This window comes from Paenibacillus tepidiphilus (genome assembly GCF_008635795.1).
Classification (GTDB): Bacteria; Bacillota; Bacilli; order Paenibacillales; family Paenibacillaceae; genus Paenibacillus_AQ; species Paenibacillus_AQ tepidiphilus.
In genome coordinates, this window is record NZ_VWRQ01000002.1 from 364,817 (window position 1) to 385,401 (window position 20,585).

A 20,585-nucleotide genomic window follows, 5' to 3' on the forward strand; every position below is an offset into this window, starting at 1 on the left:
TACTTCATGGTTAATGTGTATAAGCACCGACGTTGCCCGGGTCCACGGCATCATGCAGTGCAGCGTTCAGACCGCTGGCGACAATATTGGCAATCTCTTCAATGAACTCGTCGATTTCCTTAGGCGTAACGATGAGATCATGGCCCAGCGGCTCAAGCACCTCTTTGACGAGGGCCAGACGCTCATGCTCGGAAATATCGTCGAGCATACCCATAATTTCTTTGGTATGCGCAGCGCCGCTTCCATTATTGATCTGGCCAAAATGATTCTTCATCATTTCCAGCACATTGTTAACGATTGTCGAGGCATAGCATACCGTCGGAACGCCGATGGCGATGCAGGGAACGCCGAGAATCTCTCTGGTCAGGCCGCGGCGCTTGTTGCCGATCCCCGAGCCGGGATGGATGCCGATGTCGGCAATTTGAATGGTTGTATTGACCCGCTCCAATGAGCGGGAGGCCAGCGCGTCAATGGCGATGATGGCATCAGGCTTCGTGCGGTCCACGATCCCCTGCACCACCTCACTCGACTCAATGCCGGTTAATCCCAGCACGCCGGGGGCAATGGCGCTGACCTTGCGGTAGCCGGGAGACACCTGCTCGGGGACCAGCTCGAAGAACTGCCGGGTTATCAGGGCATTCTCCACCACCAGCGGGCCCAGGGAGTCCGGTGTGACATTCCAGTTGCCGAGGCCGACAATCAGTACGGAGGAATCCTTGGTGATGCCGATCCGCTCCAGAAACTGTTCAAATTCACGGGCGAACACCTCGGAGACCCGCTGCGCCAGTCCCGTGTCCCCCCCTCGCAGTCCCGGAACCTCCAGGGTGACATAATTTCCGATGGCCCGCCCGATAGCCTGGGAACCGGCATGATTGGCCACAGCCAGCCGCGTCACCTTGATGCCATCCGCTTCGTCCACTTCTTCATTGACACCCGGAATCGGGGTCTTCTGCGGCCCTTGGGCCATCTCCTTGGCTTCCAGCGCCAGATCCGTCCGTGTTGAATACAGCTGAAGGTCCAGTTCCATAGATCGCTTTAGCCTCCTCCAAAGTTATTAAGCACTCTATTCCCTACATCAGCTTGGGTAATAGCTTCAGCCGCTGCGGAGCCTCATGCCTGTTCACGGGTAGTGTGCGAGAGATGCTGGCGCTTTATACAGCTTTGGCAGTTTTTCTGTGCAAAAGCTGCGGAACCGGCAGTTTTTCTCTTAAGCTAAAGTCTTGCTTTTTGCGGGTGGTCATGCTAAGATATTTTAAGTTGTGAATTAGCTGATTGTAATGTCTTTCAGGAGGTGAATGTAATGCCAAATATCAAATCCGCGGTTAAACGTGTGAAGACGATCGAGAAACGCCGTGCACTGAACGCTTCCCAGAAATCTGCGCTCCGCACTGCCGTGAAGACTGCCGACACTGCTCTGGCCGGAACGGAAGTTGAAACTGCTCAAGCTGCTTTCCAAGCTGCTTCGAAGAAGCTGGACAAGGCCGTAACCAAAGGCCTGATTCATAAAAATGCGGCTGCCCGCAAGAAATCCCGCTTGGCGAAGAAATTGAACGCTCTGAAGGCTGAAGCGTAAACCGCCCAATCCTTAGAGTGACAATGATATTGAGCAACCATAAGAACCTGACCGTTATGCTGCATACGGTTGGGTTTTTTTATGTCATCATACGTTTCCGATAGACGTACTGAAATTGAAATAAGCCGGTTCCCTGCTGCTGCAGCGGGGTAACCGGCTTATTGGTATTGTGAGCTGCAGGCCGAATCAGGCGCCCAGGCGAAGCATGAACATCTCCAGCCCCAGTACCTTGTCGATTCCGCCGGTCTTCATTTGGTAATCCAGATCGGCCAGCTCACTGAGGATAAGCCGCAAGCGCCGGCCCTCGAATTTGCGCCCCTGCTCACCGGCCAGCTTGACCGCATAGGGATGCAGGCCGAGCTGTGAGGCAATCTGCCCTTGGGAGTAGCTCTGGGCGGACAGGTCCTTAACCTGCAGAATCATCCGGAACTGGCGGGCAATCAGCGCGGCGATTTTGATCGGCTCCTCGCGCTGCTTCAGCAGCTCGTACAGCGTCGCCAAGGCTTTGTCCAGCCGCAGGTTGGCAATATCCTCCACCAGGTTAAACACGTTCTGTTCGGTTCCGCGGTGCACCAGGCTCTCCACTGCCGCCGTATCCACCGTGCCTCCGGGTCCGGCGAACAGGCTCAGCTTGTCCATTTCTCCGGACAAGCCCTGCAGCCCGGTTCCGGCGCTGGCGACCAGCGCCTCCGCCGTACCGGGGGCCGCGCTGCACCCCCGGTCACGGAAGCCCTTCTCCACCCAGCGCAGCAGCTCCTCCGCGCCAAGCGGATTGAACGCCAGTACCGTGCCGGCGGCTTTGGCCGCTTTAACGATTTTTTTGCGTTCATCCAGCTTGTCGCCCGCCACCAGAAACACAATGACACTGAAGTCGGCGGGATGCTGCAGGTAATCGCTCAGCGCCTCCACCCGGTGCTCCAGCCTGGCATTCTCTTTGCCGCCTGCCATAAAGAGGGAGGCATCCTTGACCAGCAGCAGCTTGCGCTCTACCATGAACGGTACTGTCTCTGCTTCCTCCACTACCGCCTGCACCGGCGTTTCTGCAAGGTCAAACGGAATAACCGCGAAATCGCGGTCCTCCTTGGCGATCAGCTGCTCCTCCAGAAAGGCCGCAAATTCATTCATCCGGAATTTTTCGGTGCCGTACAGCACATACAGCGGGGATATCTTTCCTTGTTTAATGTCTTTAGCCGCCGCTTTGGCATCCATCCTGCAACTTCCCCTTCGTTCTTCAGTCGTATTTAAATATTCTAGCAAAAAAAAGCCTGCAAACATAGCCGCAGGCAGCATTTGGCGTCCGTTATGCACCCGCAAGAAAACGGAGCAGCTGCGGCAGCGGGTGCCAAGCAGTTGCTCCGTTTCGGCGGCGCATCTATATAAACGACGGTAGGAGAAGCTCTAGAAACTTTCCGGCCGCCGGTCATACCGATGAGACACTTGCAGTTCTATCCTTTTCTTTCATTAACCAGCATATTCCGCAGGCTGCCAAAACGTTCCTCGGCCTGCCGATTATTTATGGGTGCCGGGAGTGCCTGTTGCCCCCGGAGTCGGAGTCGCACTCGCGCCGGCAGACGGCGTTGCGCCCGGTGCGGAAGCATCCGGGGCAACGGATGGCGAACCAGCTCCCCCTGTCAGCACGCTGTATGTGCTGGCGCTCTCCACGCCGTTCGTTTCCGTCACATAAGTGAACTCCAGACTGTCCTCCGACCAGGAGCCGGAGACCCACACCCCGGTCAACGGAAGAGTAGCGACGGCTGTCCGCTCCGTCTCCGCTTCATCAGCGGGCAGGCTGTAGATCACCAGTTGCTGCCCGGCCAGCTCGAGTTCGGCGGCGTAACGCCCGTCCGGGGAGGCCATAGGCTCATCAGACGCGGTCAGTCCCGGCAGAATTCCCATAATTCCGAATTCCGTACTGGCAGGATTAGCCCGCTCATCGCCCCGCTGATCAGGATTAACGTCGGCGGCTTCCATATTTGCCGCAGGTGCATTGGCGGCCGCGTTATTGTCTTGCTCCGGCTTAGCCGTAGCCGCCCCGCTTCCCGATTTCACCGGAGGCGCTTGCTTGGCCCTGGCCGGAGCCTTGGTTGTGCGCGGCGTAGCATCCGCTGCAGGCACTTCGGTTGCCGGCGTCGCCATCTCCGTCGGCGCAGCCAGGTCCGCTGCGCCCGTGTCAACGGCGGCACTATCCGCTGCATCGCTGCCTGCATCCGTACCGTCTGTCTCGCCGCTGAACGTGCTTATCTTTGCCATTTCGCTGCTATCGGCGGTTGACTCCGTAAATTCCGGTTCGACCGCGTTATTCTCCAAAGCCGTATTCATAGAATACTGCAATGCGTTATCTGTATCCGCAGTCGGCATGCTCTCCGGCATCCGGACAACGGCAATCAGCAGCAGCACCGCGGCCGCTACGGCGCCGATGCCTGTCCGCGTGGCCAGCGTCGATCTCTTGCGCACGGATTTGCCGCGTCCGGCGCGGCTGCCAATCGGCACCGGCTGGTTCTCTTCCGCCGCTGCCGGCTGTACCGGCACCGCATTCTCACGGTCCAGTTCGTCCAAGCGCGGCATAATGGCATCGACCAGACTGAAAGGGGGTTTGACATCCGGAAGCTCTTCCAATTGCTTGGAGAGCAGTGTGAGCCGTTCGAATGTCTCCGCACAGGAAGGACAATCGTCGATATGACGAAACATTTCAATCATCTCTTCCTGGCTGAGGTCATGATCCAAATAGCGGTGCATCCATTCTGTCACCTCCGCACAATTCATCCCGATACACCACCTTTCTGATACTCCTGAAGTCTATTTTGCAGCTGCTGCCTGGCCCGGAACAGGTACGATTTCACCGTATTCAGCGGCAGGTCCAGACAATCCGCAATCTCGTTGTAAGATAAATCCTGTAAATAACGCAGTACGACCACCGTCCGGTGATGCTCGGGAAGCTGGTCGATCGCCTCGCGGATATCCTCCGCCAAATACCCGGACATGACCTCGCGTTCCACATTGCTTTTGTCTTTAAATACCATTTCATGCTCGTCGATGGAGACCGTCGGCTTCGTCCTTCTGAATTTGTCGATGCAGATGTTGGTGACGATCCGCTGCACCCAGGTCTTGAACTGGGCCTTCTCCTCGTAGGAGCCAATTTTGGTATATACCCGGATAAGCGCCTCCTGTGAGGCATCCAGGGCATCCTGTTCATTATGCAAAATGTAGAAGGCCGTCTTATACACATGTCCTTCAATTTCTCGCAATAGGGTGATTAGAGCGTCGCGATCGCCCGCTTGAGCGGCTCTGATGAGTCCCTGCTCCACCACGAAGGTTCCCCCTCTCTATGCAATCTTACTGACGGGCAAGACTGCGGATTTGTTGCAAGCCTGTAAAATCTTATTTTTACCATACCAAACTTTACTTGTTACGTCTTATCCGTTCTCCCGTTTCAGCAAGACTGCACTGCGGAAGCGTCCGTAATCCTTCCTAAGCATACAAGGGCGGATTGAAATCTTCAAATACTCTTTTTGCAGAAATAAGTTACAAGAATGTAAGCAGGTCCGGCACCGCGGTTCTATTTAAGAAATTCCAAGCCGCAGAGAAGCATAACGGCAAAATTCACCTTACCTTCGTTATCTAATACATACCCTTCTCCGTACATGAATAAATGAGGATTATTGTAATTCCGTTCCAGCCGGTATATTTGGCCCACTGTGACTTTGCAGCCATGGTCGGATGAGGTAATCAGCACATGCGTCGCTTCCTCTTCGTTCTCTGCCCGGCTTAGTTTCCGCTGATCGCTGCTATGTTCCGTCATGTCGGCTCCTTCCGGCCTACGCCCTGCACCTGAGGATTGCGCTGGATCGAGCATCCTTAAGTTCGTATCCTAGCCTTGGGCATTTTCCGGAAGAAATATGCAGAGGACGGGCAAGAGCCGCAGGCAGCCGCACATTCCGCTTTGCTCTTAACGGTAACAGGCCGGCCAGAGATCTGGCCGGCCTGTTAGCCGTTGCCCCGCCGACTGGGGCACAGTGTTCTTATTTATATGTGTAATGCTTGTGTTGCCGCAGCTGTGCTTTCCTTGAATTACGCTCCCTTGATCTCCTTGAACTTCGCCACATATTGTGCAGCCAGCTCGGTAATCTGGTCATAGCGTCCTTCTTTGGCCGGCGCAGTCAAGTTGCCCCCGATTCCGACCGCGATACAGCCGTTCTTGATCCACTTGTCCATATTATTCAGATCTACGCCGCCTGTAGGCATAATGTTGACATGCGGCATTGGCCCCTTGACCGCTTTGACGAAATCCGGTCCAAACGCACTGCCCGGGAACAGCTTCAGGACGTCAACTCCCAGCTTCAGCGCTTCCTTCATTTCATTCAGCGTCATGCAGCCGGGCATATAAGGAATGCCGTAAAGATTGCACATTTTGGCCGACTCTTCTTCAAAAGAAGGGCTGACCACGAACTCCGCACCGGCCAGAATCGCAATTCTTGCGGTCAGCGGATCGAGCACCGTGCCGGCGCCAATGACTGCCTTATCGCCGTAATCGGCGGCCAGCCGTTTAATCGCAACATCGGCATCCGGAGTAGTGAAGGTGACTTCAATGTTGTTCAGTCCGCCTTCAATACAGGCTACAGACATCCGGTAGGCATCGTCGGCATTATCCGCGCGGATAACGGCCACCACACCGACAGACAACAGGTTATCAAGCACTTTTAATTTCTTCATCGTTTAACAATCCTCTCCTGCTTTTCTTGAAAAAGAAGCAATAGAATAATAGTTTAGATAAATTATTTTATTGATTTTACTAATCCATAACCGCATGTTCTACCAAAATAGTAATAATAAATAGCGCTCCAGTCAATATTTATTTATGAAGCTTAGCGCCTCCAACCGGCTGCTTATATGGATTATTGCCGAATACATTAAGGGATTCAGCTCCTTGAGTCCACTTATTCAAGCTCAATAGGCCGAGTTAATCCTGTGAAGATTATTGTACAAAACCGATTTATGTGATAATTTTGAATCACAAGCACTTATACAGGGAAAATTCCTGATCCCCCTGAGGAGGAACCATTAATGAGCAAAACACTCGACGTTGTCACATTCGGAGAACCGATGGCGATGTTCTACGCCAATGAAGTCGGAGAGCTGCATGAGATTTCTTCATTTTCGCGGGCGCTGGCCGGAGCCGAGAGCAATGTGGCCACAGGTCTGTCGCGACTTGAACACCCTACCGGCTATGTCACTAAACTCGGCGAAGACAGCTTCGGCCAGTTTATCGTGAATACGCTTCACCGGGAAGGCATCGACACCGCCAGTATATCGTATACCAAGCAATTCTCTACCGGCATGCTGCTGAAATCCAAAGTAATTGAAGGCGACCCTAAAGTGGAATACTACCGCAAAAATTCTGCCGCCTCCAAGCTGAGCCTCGCCGACTTTGATCCCGGTTACTTTGCTTCCGCGGGACACCTCCATGTCACCAGCATCTCAGCGGCGCTCTCGCCGAGCTGCCTGGAATTCTCCAAGCATGCCATGGAGTTCATGAAGTCCCAAGGCAAGACAGTCTCCCTCGATCCCAACCTGCGCCCGACCCTGTGGCCCGATACCGAGACAATGGTCAGCACGATCAACGATCTGGCGGGGCGCTGCGACTGGTTCCTGCCGGGACTCGGAGAAGGCAAGAAGCTGACCGGACTCGACACGCCGGAAGAGATCGCCGACTTCTATCTGCAGCTTGGCGTCTCCCTCGTCGTGATCAAGCTCGGACCTGAAGGCGCCTATTACAAATCTTCCGCCGGCGAGGAAGGCTATGTCGACGGCTTCAAGGTGGAGCAGGTCGTCGACACCGTCGGCGCCGGCGACGGCTTCGCTGTCGGTGTCATCAGCGCGCTGCTGGAGCAGCTGCCGGCCGCCGAAGCCGTCCGCCGCGGCAATGCCATCGGCGCACTGGCGGTCATGTCGCCGGGCGACATGGACGGCCTGCCGACCCGCGCCGCGCTCGCGTCTTTTATGGGCTAGGGCGCGTAAGGCTAACTGCCGGCAGGCTTCTTGCTGACAGCTGCTGGCTCGTCGTTGTGCCTGCAGCTCAAAAAGCCCCTCCCCGTTCGTAACTGAACGGGGAGGGGCTTTTGCAAGTAAACTGGTATTCGCGGACACTACGTCGCCTTTCCGGATTAGTCCCGGGCAGGCGGGTGAACTGCCCCCGACTGCAAGGAGGGCGCCCCGACCGACTGTCCCGGCTGCAATGACGGCGGAAAACGGTAGGTAATCGGCACCGCCGCGCCCTGATCCTCGATCAGCGACAGCATCAGCTTGGCTGCCTGCACACCCATTTCATAGGCCGGCTGCCGGATGGTCGTGATCGGCGGGTTGTAGATCTGCGCAAACTCCGCATCGTCGATGCCGATGACGGACCACTGTCCCGGAATTGCAACAGCCTGGCGGTTGGCGTACTTCAGAATCTCGCCCAGCACCAGATCATTGGCGGCTACCAGACCGGTGGGCGGCCCTTGCAGACGCTGCAAGCCGTTCAACGCGGCGGAAATGTCCTCCCGGGGCACACTGCACATATACTCGGCACGCAGCGGCAATCCCGCTTCCTCCATCGCCTTCTTGTAACCGCTCATCCGTTCCTTGCGCGGCGTAATCGCCTGCTCGCCGAGCGGCAAGGAGAGGATCGCAATATCCTTATGGCCATGGCGCACCAGCTCACGGACGGCTGTCTTGGCAGCCATCTCGTTGTCCAGCAGCAGGCTTTGCGTCGTCACCCCATCCACCAGCCGGTCCATGAACACAAGCGGGTACTCCGCTTCCACCAGTCTGCCGTACGTTTCAGGATGATGCCCGGCCGGGAAAATAATCAGCCCGTCCACCTGCCGTGCGATCAAGGTTTCCACATACGTGTTCTCCTTCTCCGCGTTCTCGTCCGCATTGCAAATAATCACCTGTATGCCGTGGCGCTGCAGCTCATGCTCAATCGCCCGGATGCACTGGATCGACAACGAGTAATCGATATTGGCCACAATGATGCCGACCATATGCGTGCGGTTCTGCTTAAGACTGCGGGCCAGGCCGTTCGGCTGATAGTTCAGCTCCTCGATGACTTCGGCGATCCGGTTCCGGGTCGCTTCGCTCATATACTTAAAGCGTTTATTCAAAAATTGCGAGACCGTGCTTTTGGACACGCCCGCTTTCTGCGCCACATCCTCGATGGTCAGCTTCTTCATCTTACCCGCTCCACTCCTTGGTATACCAAAGAGTATAGCTTTTTTTTAGTAAATTTACTATAAGAACCGTCCTAAACAAGCAGGAAAGTGTCCCGAGAAACCTAAATATCCCTCACTTTAGAAGCATCAGGGCATGAACACACCATCCGACCACTCTCTCCCGGCAAAAAGCATCGTTTCCGCAGTGTACTCCGTTTGACCCACCTTATATTGTATTTCTATAGGCTCAAATGACGGATACAGAATTTCGGATACTTCACTTACCTTCCTTACTGTTCCCGTAGCCATATCAATGGCGCTTGCATCGATTTGCTTTTTGTTATTTTTAAAATCGGTATAGTATACCAGTAGCAACTCTTCTTGCTCATTGTTCACAGCGAGCAGGGACGGGTTATTACTCTTCTTAAATTCCCATAAAACACCCGGTACCGCCGGTTCTCCAGCAGCCACTTGCTTCAAATCAATAACCGCCAGTCGCGGCTCTTTATAGCTTCTGGTTTTTCCGAGTTCATAGCTCGCATAAGTCATAACAATATTATCCTCAACGCCGGTTAGCCAACCCAGCTCATAATACGAATTCGCCCCTCCCGCATACAGCGGAAAAGTGTAAATCCTCTGAGCCGTGTCAGCCGACAGCTCCGCATGACCCTTTGGCGTCAAATATAGCGAGTACGGCTCTGTGTTATGTTTCAGCTTCGGCTTGAGATAATTGACGACGGGCGGCGGGGGCGACCAGACAATGCCCTCCGAGGTCTCCACAGCGAGGGCACGGGATCTGTCCCGGTCGTAGGGCAACGGCATATAGTATCGCTGTCCGTCGATATAGAAGAGCGCCGAGCCCTTCGGGATATCGTCTTGTACTGCGGGTGCTGCCGCCGAAGCAGGAGAGACCTCCTCCGCAGTATGCTCAGGCATAAGAATTGTGCTCAGCTTCGAGGAAAGGTTCTCCCGCTCCCATCCACCGAGTGGTAAGAAGAACATTCCCAGCAACACCATCGCAGCAAGGCAAGCTCCGGCATATCTCACCGCCGGCCGGAGAAGCCCTCTACCAGTGGAGTGGCCCTTTGCTCCCTCCTCAATTCGAGCCATTAACTGTGGAGTAAAGCCATCCTCATGGAAGGGCCGCCTGCCCGCCTTACGGTACCAGTCCCGCTCTCCCGGGGTCATTTGTCCCTGTTCTGTCTTAACATTCCCGCTCATAACTGCTCCTCCTTTATCGCCGTTCTGATCTTCTCTCTTGCCCTTGACAGACGGGACTTCACCGTTCCTTCGGCCACGCCGAGCAGCACAGCCATCTCAGCCACCGGCAGCTCCTCCCGCATATCCAGCACCAGCACCTCCCGGTATTTGTCCGGAAGCTCCATAATCAGCTCCCAGATCCGGTTCGTATATTGTTTGCCAAGTGCCTCCGTCTCTGCTGAGCGTGTCTGACGGGTATCGCCATCGCTGCCAAGCGGCAGAAAACGGCGCCAAAAGCTGCCCCGTCTCCAGCTAAAAGACGTATTCCGCGTGATGGTCAACAGCCAGGTTTTGAAGCTCGCTTGTCCGCGGTAAGCTCCTGCGCTCCGGTATGCCTTCAGGAATACCTCCTGGCTGATATCATCCGCCGCTTCCCGGCTGCGGGTCAGAAAAAATGCGTAGTGCCATACATCCGAGCCGTAAAGCTCCATCATTTCTCTCAGCGGAACAGCCTGTGCCCTCACTTCAATCAGCGGAATCTCTTTACTTTGCAGCATTAGTTGTCCCCCCCCTTGACCAATAAGACTTGCCGGAACTGATTTGGTTCCCGTTTTTTAGAAAATATATTTTATTTCCTCATCTGCCTCTGCGACATTGCCCATAAAAAAATCCTCATCTGTGGGATGAGGATACCAAGCGGAAAATCGTCGGTAACCAGAAAAAAAGGCTTTATCAGCTTCATGCTTGTTTCTCCAGCAGAACATCCGCGTGCTTCCGAAGAAATGGAGCATATAGAATCAGAACACCCAGCGAAAACGCACCCCCTGCCCCCGCCATCAGCCAAATGAATGAAGGTGCAACATGGTCGACAATAAGTCCGGATACCAGCAGCATCACAAACCCGGTCAAAGACCCCAGTGAACTGAGCGCCGAGTTATAGCTTGACCGGTTCTGGCTGCCGATATGATCCTGCACCCAAGTGTTCATGGAAGCTCCGTCAATACCGAGACCAAGCTCCAGCAAGATGATACCGGTGAAAAAGAGCAGCAGACTCCCCTGGAAAGAAAGTACAGCAAACCCGGCGATTACAAGCACTTCTCCCAAAATCGTAATACGGTAGTTATCAAAAAACTTCGTAAGATAAGAAACGATAAAGTTACTTACGGTCAGAATTAATGTCATGCCAATCAGCACAATACCGAGCACACGATAATCCAGCTTCAGCACGTTAACAGCATACAGCTGCCAATAAAGAATAAATATTGAGAACCCGAAGGTGGAAAATATATTTTTCGCGAGTATAATCTTCATTGCCTTATCCCTGGCAAATTGCCTCGTATTGAAATGCAGCTGCCTGAAAAAGCGAGTCTCGGCCCCTTCTCCATAATTGTCCTGGAAAACCAGAAAGGATATGATCCCGCCCGCAATCGCCAGTATCCCGGCAACAATAAGCGGGGTCTGAATGTTCCATCTCACCAGATAAGAAGCGAGGAGCGCCCCGGCGACGGAAAAGCTCATAATGATGCCCCGGTTCCACGGCAGGATTTTGGCCCGGAATTCATATTTGTTCAGCCTGATCAGCTCGTCGATATACCAGGAGAAATGCGAGCCGCTGAACAGGGCAAGGCCGATGGCCATCAGTAAAGAGGAGAGCAGAAAATGGACAAAGCTGGAGGATAAGCCGAAAGTAATCAGACTGATTCCCCAGATGAGGAGTCCCGCGCTGCCCGTCTTCTTACGGCCATGGCGGTCAGCCAAATTTCCTGAAGGATAATCGAATACGGCCAGGGCCAGATCCTGAAAGCTCAGTACGAACCCGATTTGCACGGCAGTCAGCCCGCCCGCATTCATAAATGCCACAAACCCGGAGCCGTACATTTTATCTGCCATCTGATAAATCCCCATGAGCAGAATGTAAAATATACTGATCTTCTTGTAGCTGTCTTCTAGATGCAGCGCTCGCCCTGACCCATCCGCCTTGAGCAAAGTTTTCATTTACGGCCCTCCCCCGGTGAAAATGTCTAAAAACACATTTTCTTTTTGGAGCTTATTATCCAATAAATTGAAATGGAAAGCCTATGACAATTCCGACACCCCTGCACTCAAAATAGTATTCATGACGCGCTTACTCTCAGTTCCCGGCATTCCCCTCCAGCCTATGCCTCACCACGATCCCCTCCTTGCTCACTTTCATCTGAATTTCCCCATGCAGATCCGTGCGGTAGACCTGTATCCCGGCTGTATTGAGCCGCTCAAGCACCTCGCCATTAGGATGGCCGTACGGGTTATTTACTCCGGCAGAAATCACCGCCGTCTTCGGCTGCCAGAACTGAAGCCATCCTGCGCCGGTTGAGGTCTTGCTGCCGTGATGGGCGGCCTTCAGTACTTCGACCGGAGCGGCTCCCGCGATACCTGCCCGCTCCGCCGCCTCAACAATCTCCAGCTCCGCCGCTTTGTCCATATCTCCGGTAAAAAGCAGACTGTGGCCGTTCATCATCAGACGGAAGGCTACTGAATCATGGTTCTGCTCCTCCGCCAGCGGGATCGCGTCAGCCAAAGTGCCGTCCTGCGTGCGCATCTCCGGCCACAGGAAATGGAGCGTCGTCCCGGCATCGGGTACAAGTGACATTCCCTGGTGTACGGCATACAGCTTCACCTTCTTCTGCAGTGCGGTGCACATCAGCTCTTCGTACGCCTGCGAGTCAGCGAGTGTGCCGTTGAACAACAGTGCATCGACAGGCATTCCTTCCAGGACCGCCTGCAAGCCTCCGGCATGATCCTGATCGCCATGCGTCAGAATGACGGCATCCAGCCGGTGGACGCCCCGCTGCTTGAGCAAGGGCAGCAGCGTCTTGGCTCCCACCTCGAACGGATCGCGGCGGATACGCCACTCCTCCTTCTTGCCAAAGTTCAACGTGCCGCCGCCGTCCACCAGAATATGTCCGCCGCCGGGCGTGGTAATCAGGATGCTGTCACCTTGGCCTACATCGAGATAGCTGATCTGCCCCGCACCGCCGAGACTGACCGGCCGGTAGCCGAGCACCAGCAGCAGGGCTAGTCCTGCAGCGCAGCCCCAGGCGGCAAGACCAGTCCAGGAAGACGCAGCGTGCCAGTCCGGTTGCAGGGCTGTCCCGGGGCGCGCTGATGACCCGTTTGGCCGTCCATCTCCGTCAGTAAGGCCGGAACGTTTCTGCTTCCGGAATGGCGAGCCGCTCTTAATCCGCCCCAATACACCGCCCCGTATGCCTTCAGCCTCACCTGCTGTTTGATTCATGCCTCCGGCAAGCTCCGCGAGCGGCCGGGTCTCATCTTCCATATCATGCGGAGCCGCCCTGGCATCTGCCCGCCGCTTCAGTACATACAGCAGCCCGTATAACAGCAGATAATAGGCCCCGATCCACAGCAGGGAAGGCGAGCGCCAGATGAGTACACCTCCGGAATAACCATTGATCCACTCCACCAGCTTGAAGGTGGCGTTATTCAGCAGCTCTGCCGCCTGCGCCACTCGGTGCGCAGCCTCAGGCAACAATTGTGCCAGCAGCAACGCCGCCGTCCCCAGCGGCAGCACCAGGAAGGTGATGAACGGCACCAGCACCAGGTTGGCCGCAAAGGACAGCAGCGAGAACTGATTGAAGTAATAAATCGTCAATGGGAAAGAAACGCATTGGGCGATCAAGGTTACATTCAATGCGCCCGCCAGCCATTTGGGAAGGCGGCTAAGCAGCGGAGCCGCCAGCGGCACATAGATCATCAGACCTGCTGTAACCAGAAACGAAAGCTGAAAGCTGACGCTAAGCAGGAAATAGGGATTCCAGACCAGCATCAGCAATGCTGCAAGCGCAAGGATATTCATTCCGTCTTTAAGCAGACCCAGCCGGGCTGCCAGCAGGCCAGTCATGCTCATCAGCCCGGCGCGGACAACAGATGGACCCGCACCGGAGAGCAGCACATACAGCGGCACCAGCATGAAGACCACCGTCAGCGCTGTCTCCCTGCTCAGCCGCAGCCGCCGCAGGATAAATAGCAAAGCGCCAACATACACCGCCACATGCATTCCGGAAATAGCGAGAATATGGGTTAGTCCCAGTTGGGAGAACTGCCGGAACGTCTCCGGGTCAAGCTCATCCTGTATCCCGATGACCAGCCCTTTCATATATCCGGCATGACGGACCTGAAAGAGCCGGTCCATCTCCGAGCCGAGGGCAGCGCGCGCGGCATCGTTCCAGCGCAGCAGCCGGGCGGGGTTCCATGAGCTTGGCTCCTTCGCCCGCACAGCGTCCGTACCGGTAACCTTCAATAGCCAGTGGATGCGCTGGGTATGCAGGTAAGCACGGTAATCAAAACCGCCGAAGTTCCGGGCCTCGGACGGCAGCGCCAGTTCCCCGTTCATCGTTACCCGGTCGCCCCGCCGCCAGCCGGCAGCCACGGCAATCTCTGCTTCCGCCTGGAGCTTGACCTGTACGACTGTGCGTTCCCCGTGCACCGACTGAAGCGTATGCCCAGCTCCAGTTGCTTCAGCCTGATTGAATAGGGCCAGTCCGGCCGCGTTTGGCATACCCGCAGCTTGTTCGTCAGCGTCTTTACCTGCCGAGACCGCCACCTCGGAATGCACCCCATCTGACCCGCTGGCGATGCCGCTGAGCTTCAAGGTGAAGTCCACCCGGTCGCCGTCGCGTTCCACCGCAGACACGATGATCCCTTCAACCTGCACCGGCATTTCGTTAAGCTCTGCGGCAGAGACTTCGGCTGACAATATCTCCGTCAGCTCACTGACATTCCGCCCTTCGTTCCACTCCCAATATAGTACAGAAGCCAGCAGCGCCATTCCGAGGCTCGCCGTATACTTCCAGCCGTATTTCCGGCTAACCGTCCATACAGCTATGAGCAGCAGACAACCGGCTCCGGCCAGCAGCAGCCGGGTCCCGGAGAACAGACAAGCGGCGGCGCTCCCGGCAATCCACCATACCGCGATGCTAACCAGCGGTCTTATTTTCACTATCATCCCTCCCCCAGAAAATCCGCTAACAGGTGAACACGCAATCACCTGCACACATCAAAGAACCCCTGCATACGCAAGCTGCGTCCGCAGGGGTTCTTCCCCTTCATGCTCTTCAGTTCAGGCCGCTATGTGCGGTTATTCCGAAATGGAAATCATCGTTTCCTTCGGCGGCTCATAATGCTCCAGCCGGCGGAAGATGATGCCCTTCGATGCCAGCATGGCCTCGACCTTCTCCATATCCTTGCGGTACGGGCGCAAATACACGATCTCCACAATCCCGCTGTTGGCCAGCATATTGGCACAGGTCCAGCAGGGCTCGTCCGTCACATAGACGGTGCTGCCTTCCCGGTCGCTCCGGTCGGTGAACAGCAGCAGATTCTGCTCCGCATGGATCGTACGGATGCAGCGCTGCTTCATCACGACTGTCTCGGCACCGTCCACGATTTCCCGTTCATACTGCTCGGATACCATGCAGCCAGCCTCCGAGCAGTCGGGAACGCCCATCGGCGCCCCGTTGTATGCGGTGCCCAGCAGCTTCTTGCCCTGCACCAATACAGCGCCGACATGGCGGCGCGGACAGCGGGAGCGGGTGGAGACCATGCAGGCAATATCCATAAAGTAAGTATCCCAATTTTTGCGGTAGGCCACAGTCATCGTTACTCTCCACTTTCTCTCGTTATTGTTGTTCACTATTGTAGCATATTGACGCCATCTGTCACTATGACAAGCTACGCGATTTAGTCCATTCCCTAGAACCCCATAGAACCCCATCAGAATACCATCTTAGAACACAACGCTATCCTTCAGCTTCTCCAGCATCTTCTCGCCGATGCCCTTAACTTCGCCCAGGTCGGACAGATTGCGAAAATTTCCGTTCAATCCTCGGTATTCGATGATTGCCTGGGCTTTCTTCTCGCCGATTCCCGGCAAATCCATCAGCTCGGCTACGCCGGCAGTGTTGACATTGATTCTGCCTTCCAAGGTAACCGCAGGCGCAGGCGCCGGAGGTGCTGCGCCTGCACCATCGGCAGCCCCTCCGGCGGTTGAGGCGGTTGACCCGCCAGCCGTTCCGCTGCCCCCGGAGGCGGCCTGGTCCGGCCGGCTCAAGGCGGACGCGCTCCCCTCGGTAGCCGGCCCGGAGCCGTCCACCGCTGCCGCTCCCGGGCTTATCCCTCCGGCAGCCACGCTGCCAGCGTTACCGTTCATGGCTCCGCCCGCAGCCGCGCTGCCAGTGTCACCGTTCATGGCTCCGCCCGCAGCGGTGCTGCCCGGCTCTTGGGCAGCTCCAGCCTTCGCTCCGGCACCGCTCCCGCCAGCACTGCTGTCTCCGCCACTTCCGTTCACGGCTCCGTCGTCCTCTGCTCCGACTGCCTCTGCCATAGAAGCATTCATTGTCTTCCAGCCGCCAATACCTTCTTCCTTGCCGTGGTCAGCAGCCCACACCAGTCCCCCGCCCAGCAGCAGTGCGGCTACACCCGTTAGGATTGCACTTTTATTCATCAGTCCGTTCTCCCCTATTCATTAACTTGAAAAGCCAGTAATTATAGCTGTAAGGGTACAGCCTCACCTTTTTAACATCGGTAAGCTGATTATTTATACATGATTGAGTCCATCCTATACAGCGCATCTGTGGAATTTATTTGCTGCCTTATGAAGATTCATGTCATCAGTCCAAGTTCCGCATGCATACATTTAACGAAGAGCACTCCTGAAAGCACAGCAATACCAGAAAGGAGGTAGCACAGGATGAAGGTGGGATTTATCGGAACCGGCAGTATGGGCGGACTCTTGATCGAGGCCTTTCTGGCCTCCGGCGCGCTTGCGCCCGGCGATGTACTCGCCAGCAACCGCAGCAGGCACAAGCTGCTGCAGCTCCAGAGCCGCTATCCCGGCATTACGCTTTGCAGCAATAACCGGGAGACCGCAGCCGGAAGCGACATACTCTTCCTCTGCGTCAAACCGCTTGAATTTAAAACGCTGACGGATGAAATCGCCTCTTGCCTGCACAGCGAGCAAATCGTCGTCTCCATCACCAGCCCCGTTCAGCTGTACCATCTGGAGGCTGCTCTACCGGCTAAAATTGCCAAGGTGATCCCCAGCATCACCCACTGCGTCAGAAGCGGCACGTCTCTGTGCGTATTCGGCAGCAGAATCAATAAGCAAGACAGGCTGATGCTGCTGCAGCTGTTGTCCTTCATCGGCGTTCCGGCAGAAATTCCCGAAAGCCACACGCGGATCGCCTCCGATTTCTCTTCTTGCGGTCCGGCATTTATCAGCTTCTTTCTGGAGCGCTGGATTGCAGCAGCCGTAGAAGCGACGGGGATTGACGAATCGCTGGTCAGCCGTCTGGCCGGCGAGATGCTGCTCGGAACAGGCAAGCTGCTGACCGAAGGCCATTTCTCCCCGCAGGAGCTGCAGGAGAGGGTGGCCGTGCGCGGCGGCATTACAGCCGAGGCGCTGAATCATCTGCGCGGGAGTCTGGAAGGCGTCTTCGAACGGCTTATTACGACTACCCATGACAAATATGATGAAGACGTAGAGCGGCTTAATGAGCTGTTCGGCAAGGCAGGGTTTGTACAGGAGCCGCTGGACCGCTGAAAATTCGCAGGACAGCCCTCCAAACCGCTCCACTGTCCATGCAGGCCCACTTGTGCTGCTCTATCCGGCGCCTTCCACAATAACAATAAAGCCCGCAGCACGGATCTCTCCGTAGCTGCGGGCAATGATGCGTTCTTCGCTTAACCCACTACAATATTGACGAGCTTGCCGGGAACCGCAATGATCTTGCGTACGGTTTTGCCCTCGGTCGCCGTCTTCACATTCGGCAGTTCCAGCGCGAATGCTTCCATAGCTTCTTTGCCCATATCCTGGGCAATCATCGCGCGCTGCACGATTTTGCCGTTGACCTGCACCGCGATCTCCACCTCGGCGTCCACGGTCCAGGCTTCATCATATGCCGGCCACGCCACATAGGTGACGCTCTCCTCATGGCCCAGCAGTTGCCACAGCTCCTCGGCGATATGCGGCGCCAGCGGCGACAGCATCTGCACGAAGTTCTCTGCCGCTTCGCGGGACAGGGTGTCCTGCTTATAGGCATCGTTGACGAAGATCATCAGCTGGCTGATCGCTGTATTGAAGCGCAGATGCTCGAAGTCCTCAGTGACTTTCTTCAGCGTCTTATGCCAGGTCCGCTTGAACTCGTCGGTGCCGCCGTCCGCAGTAATCTTGCTGTTCAGACGGCCGTCCTCGCCGACGAACAAACGCCATACGCGGGAAAGGAAGCGGTGAATACCTTCCACGCCTTTTTCGTTCCATGGCTTGGTCGCTTCCAGCGGTCCCATGAACATTTCATAGACGCGCAGCGTATCCGCTCCGTAAGCATCAACAATTTCATCCGGATTGATGACATTGCCGCGCGACTTGCTCATCTTCTCGTTGTTGTTGCCCAGGATCATGCCCTGGTTCACCAGCTTGTGGAACGGCTCCTTCGTGTCGACCACGCCGATATCGTACAGCACCTTATGCCAGAAGCGGGCATACAGCAAATGCAGCACCGCGTGCTCGGCACCCCCGATGTACAGGTCGACCGGCAGCCACTCCTTCTGCAGCTGCGGCGAGCACAGCTCCTTGTCGTTATGCGGATCAATGTAACGCAGGTAATACCAGCAGCTGCCGGCCCATTGCGGCATCGTGTTCGTCTCGCGACGGGCTTTCATGCCAGTCTTGGGATCCACGGTTTCTACCCAATCGGTCACATTCGCCAGCGGGGACTCACCTGTTCCGGAAGGCCGGATTGAATCGACCTCCGGCAGCAGCAGCGGCAATTGGTCAACCGGAACGGTCTTCATGGTGCCGTCTTCCAGATGCAGGATCGGAATCGGCTCGCCCCAATAGCGCTGGCGGCTAAACAGCCAGTCGCGGAGCCGGTAAGTGACCTTGCCTTTGCCGCTGCCCTGCTCTTCCAGGTGGGCAATCATCTTGGCGATAGCTTCGCTATTACTCAGTCCATTCAGGAAGCCGGAATTGACATGCGGGCCGTCACCGGTGAAGGCCTCTTCCTGCACATTGCCGCCGCCAACCACTTCGATGATGTCCAGACCGAACTGCTTGGCGAACTCCCAGTCCCGTGCATCGTGGCCAGGCACGGCCATAATGGCTCCGGTACCATAGCCTGCCAGCACATAATCGGCAATCCAGACCGGCAGCTTGGCGCCGTTTACCGGATTCACCGCATAAGCGCCGGTAAATACCCCGGTCTTCTCCTTGGCCAAGTCAGTCCGCTCCAGATCGCTCTTGCGGGAAGCCTTCTCACGGTAATCCGCAATTGCGCCCTTCTGCGCGTCCGTTGTAATAAGATCAACCAGCTTATGCTCCGGCGCCAGCACGCAGTAGCTGGCACCGAACAGTGTATCCGGACGGGTGGTGAACACTTCCAGGACAGCATCATGGCCGTCGATGGCGAATGTGACTTCCGCACCGGTCGATTTGCCAATCCAGTTGCGCTGCATATCCTTAATGCTTTCTTCCCAGTCCAGCTCCTCCAGATCCTGGAGCAGGCGTTCAGCGTATTCCGTAATCTTCAGCACCCACTGGCGCATCGGTCTGCGCACGACCGGATGGCCGCCGCGTTCGCTCTTGCCGTCGATGACTTCTTCGTTCGCCAGCACAGTGCCGAGCGCTTCACACCAGTTCACCGATACCTCATCCACATAGGCCAGGCCTCTGTTGTACAGCTGGATGAAGATCCATTGCGTCCATTTATAATAGCCCGGATCCGTTGTACTGATCTCACGGTCCCAGTCATAAGAGAACCCGAGCGATTTGATCTGGCGGCGGAAGTTGTCGATATTCTTGATCGTAATTTCCCGCGGATGCTGTCCGGTATCCATGGCATACTGTTCCGCCGGAAGGCCGAAGGCATCCCAGCCCATCGGGTGCAGCACATTGTAACCGCGCATCCGTTTATAGCGGGAGACGATATCCGTCGCAGTATACCCCTCTGGATGTCCTACGTGAAGTCCCGCACCGGAAGGGTAAGGAAACATGTCGAGGGCATAGAATTTAGGTTTATCGGCGTCTTCTCCGGTCTTGAAGGTCTTGTGTTCATCCCAGTATTTCTGCCACTTCGGCTCGATTTGCTGGGCGCGGTAGCCTGCAGCGGCTGTGCCGCCGGTTTGATTGTCACTCATGGTACGCTCCTCCTTGGAGTATTGCTGCTCTCATTGGTTAGGCAAACTTACGATGTAATACAAAAAACCTCCCATCCCCAGCGTATAATCGCTAGGGACGAGAGGTTGAATTCCCGTGGTACCACCCTAGTTAGCGGCGGATATACTTTATCCGGCCACTCACTTTAGACACCCGGTAACGGGGGTGAGGCGACGGCAGTTCACCGCCGTATTCCGCAGGTAATTGCGGTTGTACGAGGCTTGTACCGTTACTCCGAGGTGAGTTCATTCCGCTTCATTAACCGGCTTCCACCACACACCGGCTCTCTGGATAATGTTACGCGAACTACTGCTCCTCTTCATCGAATTGCGATATGGAAAGGCTTATTCGTAAGATTACAACATATTATATACAAAAGCCTGCGCCAGAGTCAATGGGTTGGAGCGCAGCC

The 20,585-nt window shown here is 55.7% G+C and carries 17 protein-coding genes and 1 other annotated feature; of the genes, 3 read left to right on the forward strand and 14 right to left on the reverse strand.

The window, feature by feature from the left end; genetic code table 11:
- Nucleotides 1–10: 10 nt before the first annotated feature.
- The gene (gene gpr / locus F1379_RS03740) at nucleotides 11–1,027 is read right to left on the reverse strand and encodes a GPR endopeptidase (RefSeq protein ID WP_150266465.1); all 1,017 of its coding nucleotides are present in this window, start codon (nucleotides 1,025–1,027) and stop codon (nucleotides 11–13) included.
- A 273-nt stretch (nucleotides 1,028–1,300) separates the two neighbouring features.
- Here gpr and rpsT point away from each other — a divergent pair, with 273 nt between their 5' ends.
- Nucleotides 1,301–1,573: a 30S ribosomal protein S20 gene (rpsT, locus tag F1379_RS03745; RefSeq protein WP_150266467.1), complete on the forward strand. Its 273-nt coding sequence runs from the start codon at nucleotides 1,301–1,303 to the stop codon at nucleotides 1,571–1,573.
- 186 nt (nucleotides 1,574–1,759) lie between these two features.
- Here rpsT and holA read toward each other — a convergent pair whose 3' ends face one another.
- The 5 genes from holA to F1379_RS03770 form a co-directional block, all read right to left on the reverse strand.
- Nucleotides 1,760–2,782: a DNA polymerase III subunit delta gene (gene holA / locus F1379_RS03750; protein WP_150266469.1), complete on the reverse strand. Its 1,023-nt coding sequence runs from the start codon at nucleotides 2,780–2,782 to the stop codon at nucleotides 1,760–1,762.
- A 300-nt stretch (nucleotides 2,783–3,082) separates the two neighbouring features.
- A complete protein-coding gene (locus F1379_RS03755; RefSeq protein WP_150266471.1) occupies nucleotides 3,083–4,336 on the reverse strand; it encodes an anti-sigma factor family protein in 1,254 nt (417 codons plus the stop codon).
- Nucleotides 4,333–4,881, reverse strand: coding sequence for an RNA polymerase sigma factor (locus F1379_RS03760; RefSeq protein ID WP_150266473.1), 549 nt, complete (start codon nucleotides 4,879–4,881; stop codon nucleotides 4,333–4,335). The genes F1379_RS03755 and F1379_RS03760 overlap by 4 nt, the downstream gene beginning before the upstream one ends.
- Before the next feature lie 248 nt (nucleotides 4,882–5,129).
- Nucleotides 5,130–5,372: a hypothetical protein gene (locus tag F1379_RS03765; RefSeq protein ID WP_150266475.1), complete on the reverse strand. Its 243-nt coding sequence runs from the start codon at nucleotides 5,370–5,372 to the stop codon at nucleotides 5,130–5,132.
- A 269-nt stretch (nucleotides 5,373–5,641) separates the two neighbouring features.
- Nucleotides 5,642–6,283 carry a bifunctional 2-keto-4-hydroxyglutarate aldolase/2-keto-3-deoxy-6-phosphogluconate aldolase gene (locus F1379_RS03770; protein ID WP_150266477.1) on the reverse strand — a complete coding sequence of 214 codons (642 nt, stop codon included), beginning with the start codon at nucleotides 6,281–6,283 and terminating at the stop codon, nucleotides 5,642–5,644.
- A 351-nt stretch (nucleotides 6,284–6,634) separates the two neighbouring features.
- On the opposite strand from F1379_RS03770, the gene F1379_RS03775 reads away from it, so the two are divergent.
- Nucleotides 6,635–7,579, forward strand: coding sequence for a sugar kinase (locus F1379_RS03775; protein WP_150266480.1), 945 nt, complete (start codon nucleotides 6,635–6,637; stop codon nucleotides 7,577–7,579).
- A 155-nt stretch (nucleotides 7,580–7,734) separates the two neighbouring features.
- On the opposite strand, the gene F1379_RS03780 is transcribed toward F1379_RS03775, so the two are convergent.
- The 7 genes from F1379_RS03780 to F1379_RS30225 form a co-directional block, all read right to left on the reverse strand.
- Entirely contained in the window at nucleotides 7,735–8,787 is a 1,053-nt protein-coding gene (locus tag F1379_RS03780; protein WP_150266482.1) for a LacI family DNA-binding transcriptional regulator, read from the reverse strand.
- Nucleotides 8,788–8,913: 126 nt separating this feature from the next.
- Nucleotides 8,914–9,987, reverse strand: coding sequence for a hypothetical protein (locus tag F1379_RS03785; RefSeq protein WP_150266484.1), 1,074 nt, complete (start codon nucleotides 9,985–9,987; stop codon nucleotides 8,914–8,916).
- Entirely contained in the window at nucleotides 9,984–10,523 is a 540-nt protein-coding gene (locus tag F1379_RS03790; protein ID WP_239004539.1) for an RNA polymerase sigma factor, read from the reverse strand. The genes F1379_RS03785 and F1379_RS03790 overlap by 4 nt, the downstream gene beginning before the upstream one ends.
- Nucleotides 10,524–10,704: 181 nt before the next feature.
- Nucleotides 10,705–11,961 (reverse strand): MFS transporter, encoded by a 1,257-nt coding sequence (locus F1379_RS03795; RefSeq protein WP_150266486.1) that lies wholly within the window; start codon nucleotides 11,959–11,961, stop codon nucleotides 10,705–10,707.
- Nucleotides 11,962–12,097: 136 nt separating this feature from the next.
- Nucleotides 12,098–14,968 carry a ComEC/Rec2 family competence protein gene (locus tag F1379_RS03800; RefSeq protein ID WP_150266489.1) on the reverse strand — a complete coding sequence of 957 codons (2,871 nt, stop codon included), beginning with the start codon at nucleotides 14,966–14,968 and terminating at the stop codon, nucleotides 12,098–12,100.
- Nucleotides 14,969–15,100: 132 nt separating this feature from the next.
- Nucleotides 15,101–15,619, reverse strand: a complete 519-nt coding sequence (locus F1379_RS03805; RefSeq protein WP_150266491.1) for a deoxycytidylate deaminase — start codon at nucleotides 15,617–15,619, stop codon at nucleotides 15,101–15,103.
- A gap of 129 nt (nucleotides 15,620–15,748) precedes the next feature.
- The gene (locus F1379_RS30225; RefSeq protein WP_150266493.1) at nucleotides 15,749–16,465 is read right to left on the reverse strand and encodes a ComEA family DNA-binding protein; all 717 of its coding nucleotides are present in this window, start codon (nucleotides 16,463–16,465) and stop codon (nucleotides 15,749–15,751) included.
- A 246-nt stretch (nucleotides 16,466–16,711) separates the two neighbouring features.
- Between F1379_RS30225 and comER the strand changes: the two genes are divergently transcribed.
- The gene (gene comER / locus F1379_RS03815; RefSeq protein ID WP_150266495.1) at nucleotides 16,712–17,563 is read left to right on the forward strand and encodes a late competence protein ComER; all 852 of its coding nucleotides are present in this window, start codon (nucleotides 16,712–16,714) and stop codon (nucleotides 17,561–17,563) included.
- A gap of 140 nt (nucleotides 17,564–17,703) precedes the next feature.
- On the opposite strand, the gene leuS is transcribed toward comER, so the two are convergent.
- The gene (leuS, locus tag F1379_RS03820; protein WP_150266497.1) at nucleotides 17,704–20,154 is read right to left on the reverse strand and encodes a leucine--tRNA ligase; all 2,451 of its coding nucleotides are present in this window, start codon (nucleotides 20,152–20,154) and stop codon (nucleotides 17,704–17,706) included.
- 90 nt (nucleotides 20,155–20,244) lie between these two features.
- Nucleotides 20,245–20,505 (reverse strand) — a binding site (T-box leader).
- Nucleotides 20,506–20,585 lie beyond the last annotated feature (80 nt).

Coding starts and splice junctions, on each gene's coding strand:
- F1379_RS03790 (WP_239004539.1), bottom strand. CDS start 10,523: ATGCTGCAAAGTAAAGAGATTCCGCTGATTGAAGTGAGGGCACAGGCT.
- F1379_RS03805 (WP_150266491.1), bottom strand. CDS start 15,619: ATGACTGTGGCCTACCGCAAAAATTGGGATACTTACTTTATGGATATT.
- comER (WP_150266495.1), top strand. CDS start 16,712: ATGAAGGTGGGATTTATCGGAACCGGCAGTATGGGCGGACTCTTGATC.
- F1379_RS03800 (WP_150266489.1), bottom strand. CDS start 14,968: ATGATAGTGAAAATAAGACCGCTGGTTAGCATCGCGGTATGGTGGATT.
- F1379_RS03780 (WP_150266482.1), bottom strand. CDS start 8,787: ATGAAGAAGCTGACCATCGAGGATGTGGCGCAGAAAGCGGGCGTGTCC.
- gpr (WP_150266465.1), bottom strand. CDS start 1,027: ATGGAACTGGACCTTCAGCTGTATTCAACACGGACGGATCTGGCGCTG.
- rpsT (WP_150266467.1), top strand. CDS start 1,301: ATGCCAAATATCAAATCCGCGGTTAAACGTGTGAAGACGATCGAGAAA.
- F1379_RS03785 (WP_150266484.1), bottom strand. CDS start 9,987: ATGAGCGGGAATGTTAAGACAGAACAGGGACAAATGACCCCGGGAGAG.
- F1379_RS03775 (WP_150266480.1), top strand. CDS start 6,635: ATGAGCAAAACACTCGACGTTGTCACATTCGGAGAACCGATGGCGATG.
- leuS (WP_150266497.1), bottom strand. CDS start 20,154: ATGAGTGACAATCAAACCGGCGGCACAGCCGCTGCAGGCTACCGCGCC.
- F1379_RS03765 (WP_150266475.1), bottom strand. CDS start 5,372: ATGACGGAACATAGCAGCGATCAGCGGAAACTAAGCCGGGCAGAGAAC.
- F1379_RS03770 (WP_150266477.1), bottom strand. CDS start 6,283: ATGAAGAAATTAAAAGTGCTTGATAACCTGTTGTCTGTCGGTGTGGTG.
- holA (WP_150266469.1), bottom strand. CDS start 2,782: ATGGATGCCAAAGCGGCGGCTAAAGACATTAAACAAGGAAAGATATCC.
- F1379_RS30225 (WP_150266493.1), bottom strand. CDS start 16,465: ATGAATAAAAGTGCAATCCTAACGGGTGTAGCCGCACTGCTGCTGGGC.
- F1379_RS03755 (WP_150266471.1), bottom strand. CDS start 4,336: ATGAATTGTGCGGAGGTGACAGAATGGATGCACCGCTATTTGGATCAT.
- F1379_RS03795 (WP_150266486.1), bottom strand. CDS start 11,961: ATGAAAACTTTGCTCAAGGCGGATGGGTCAGGGCGAGCGCTGCATCTA.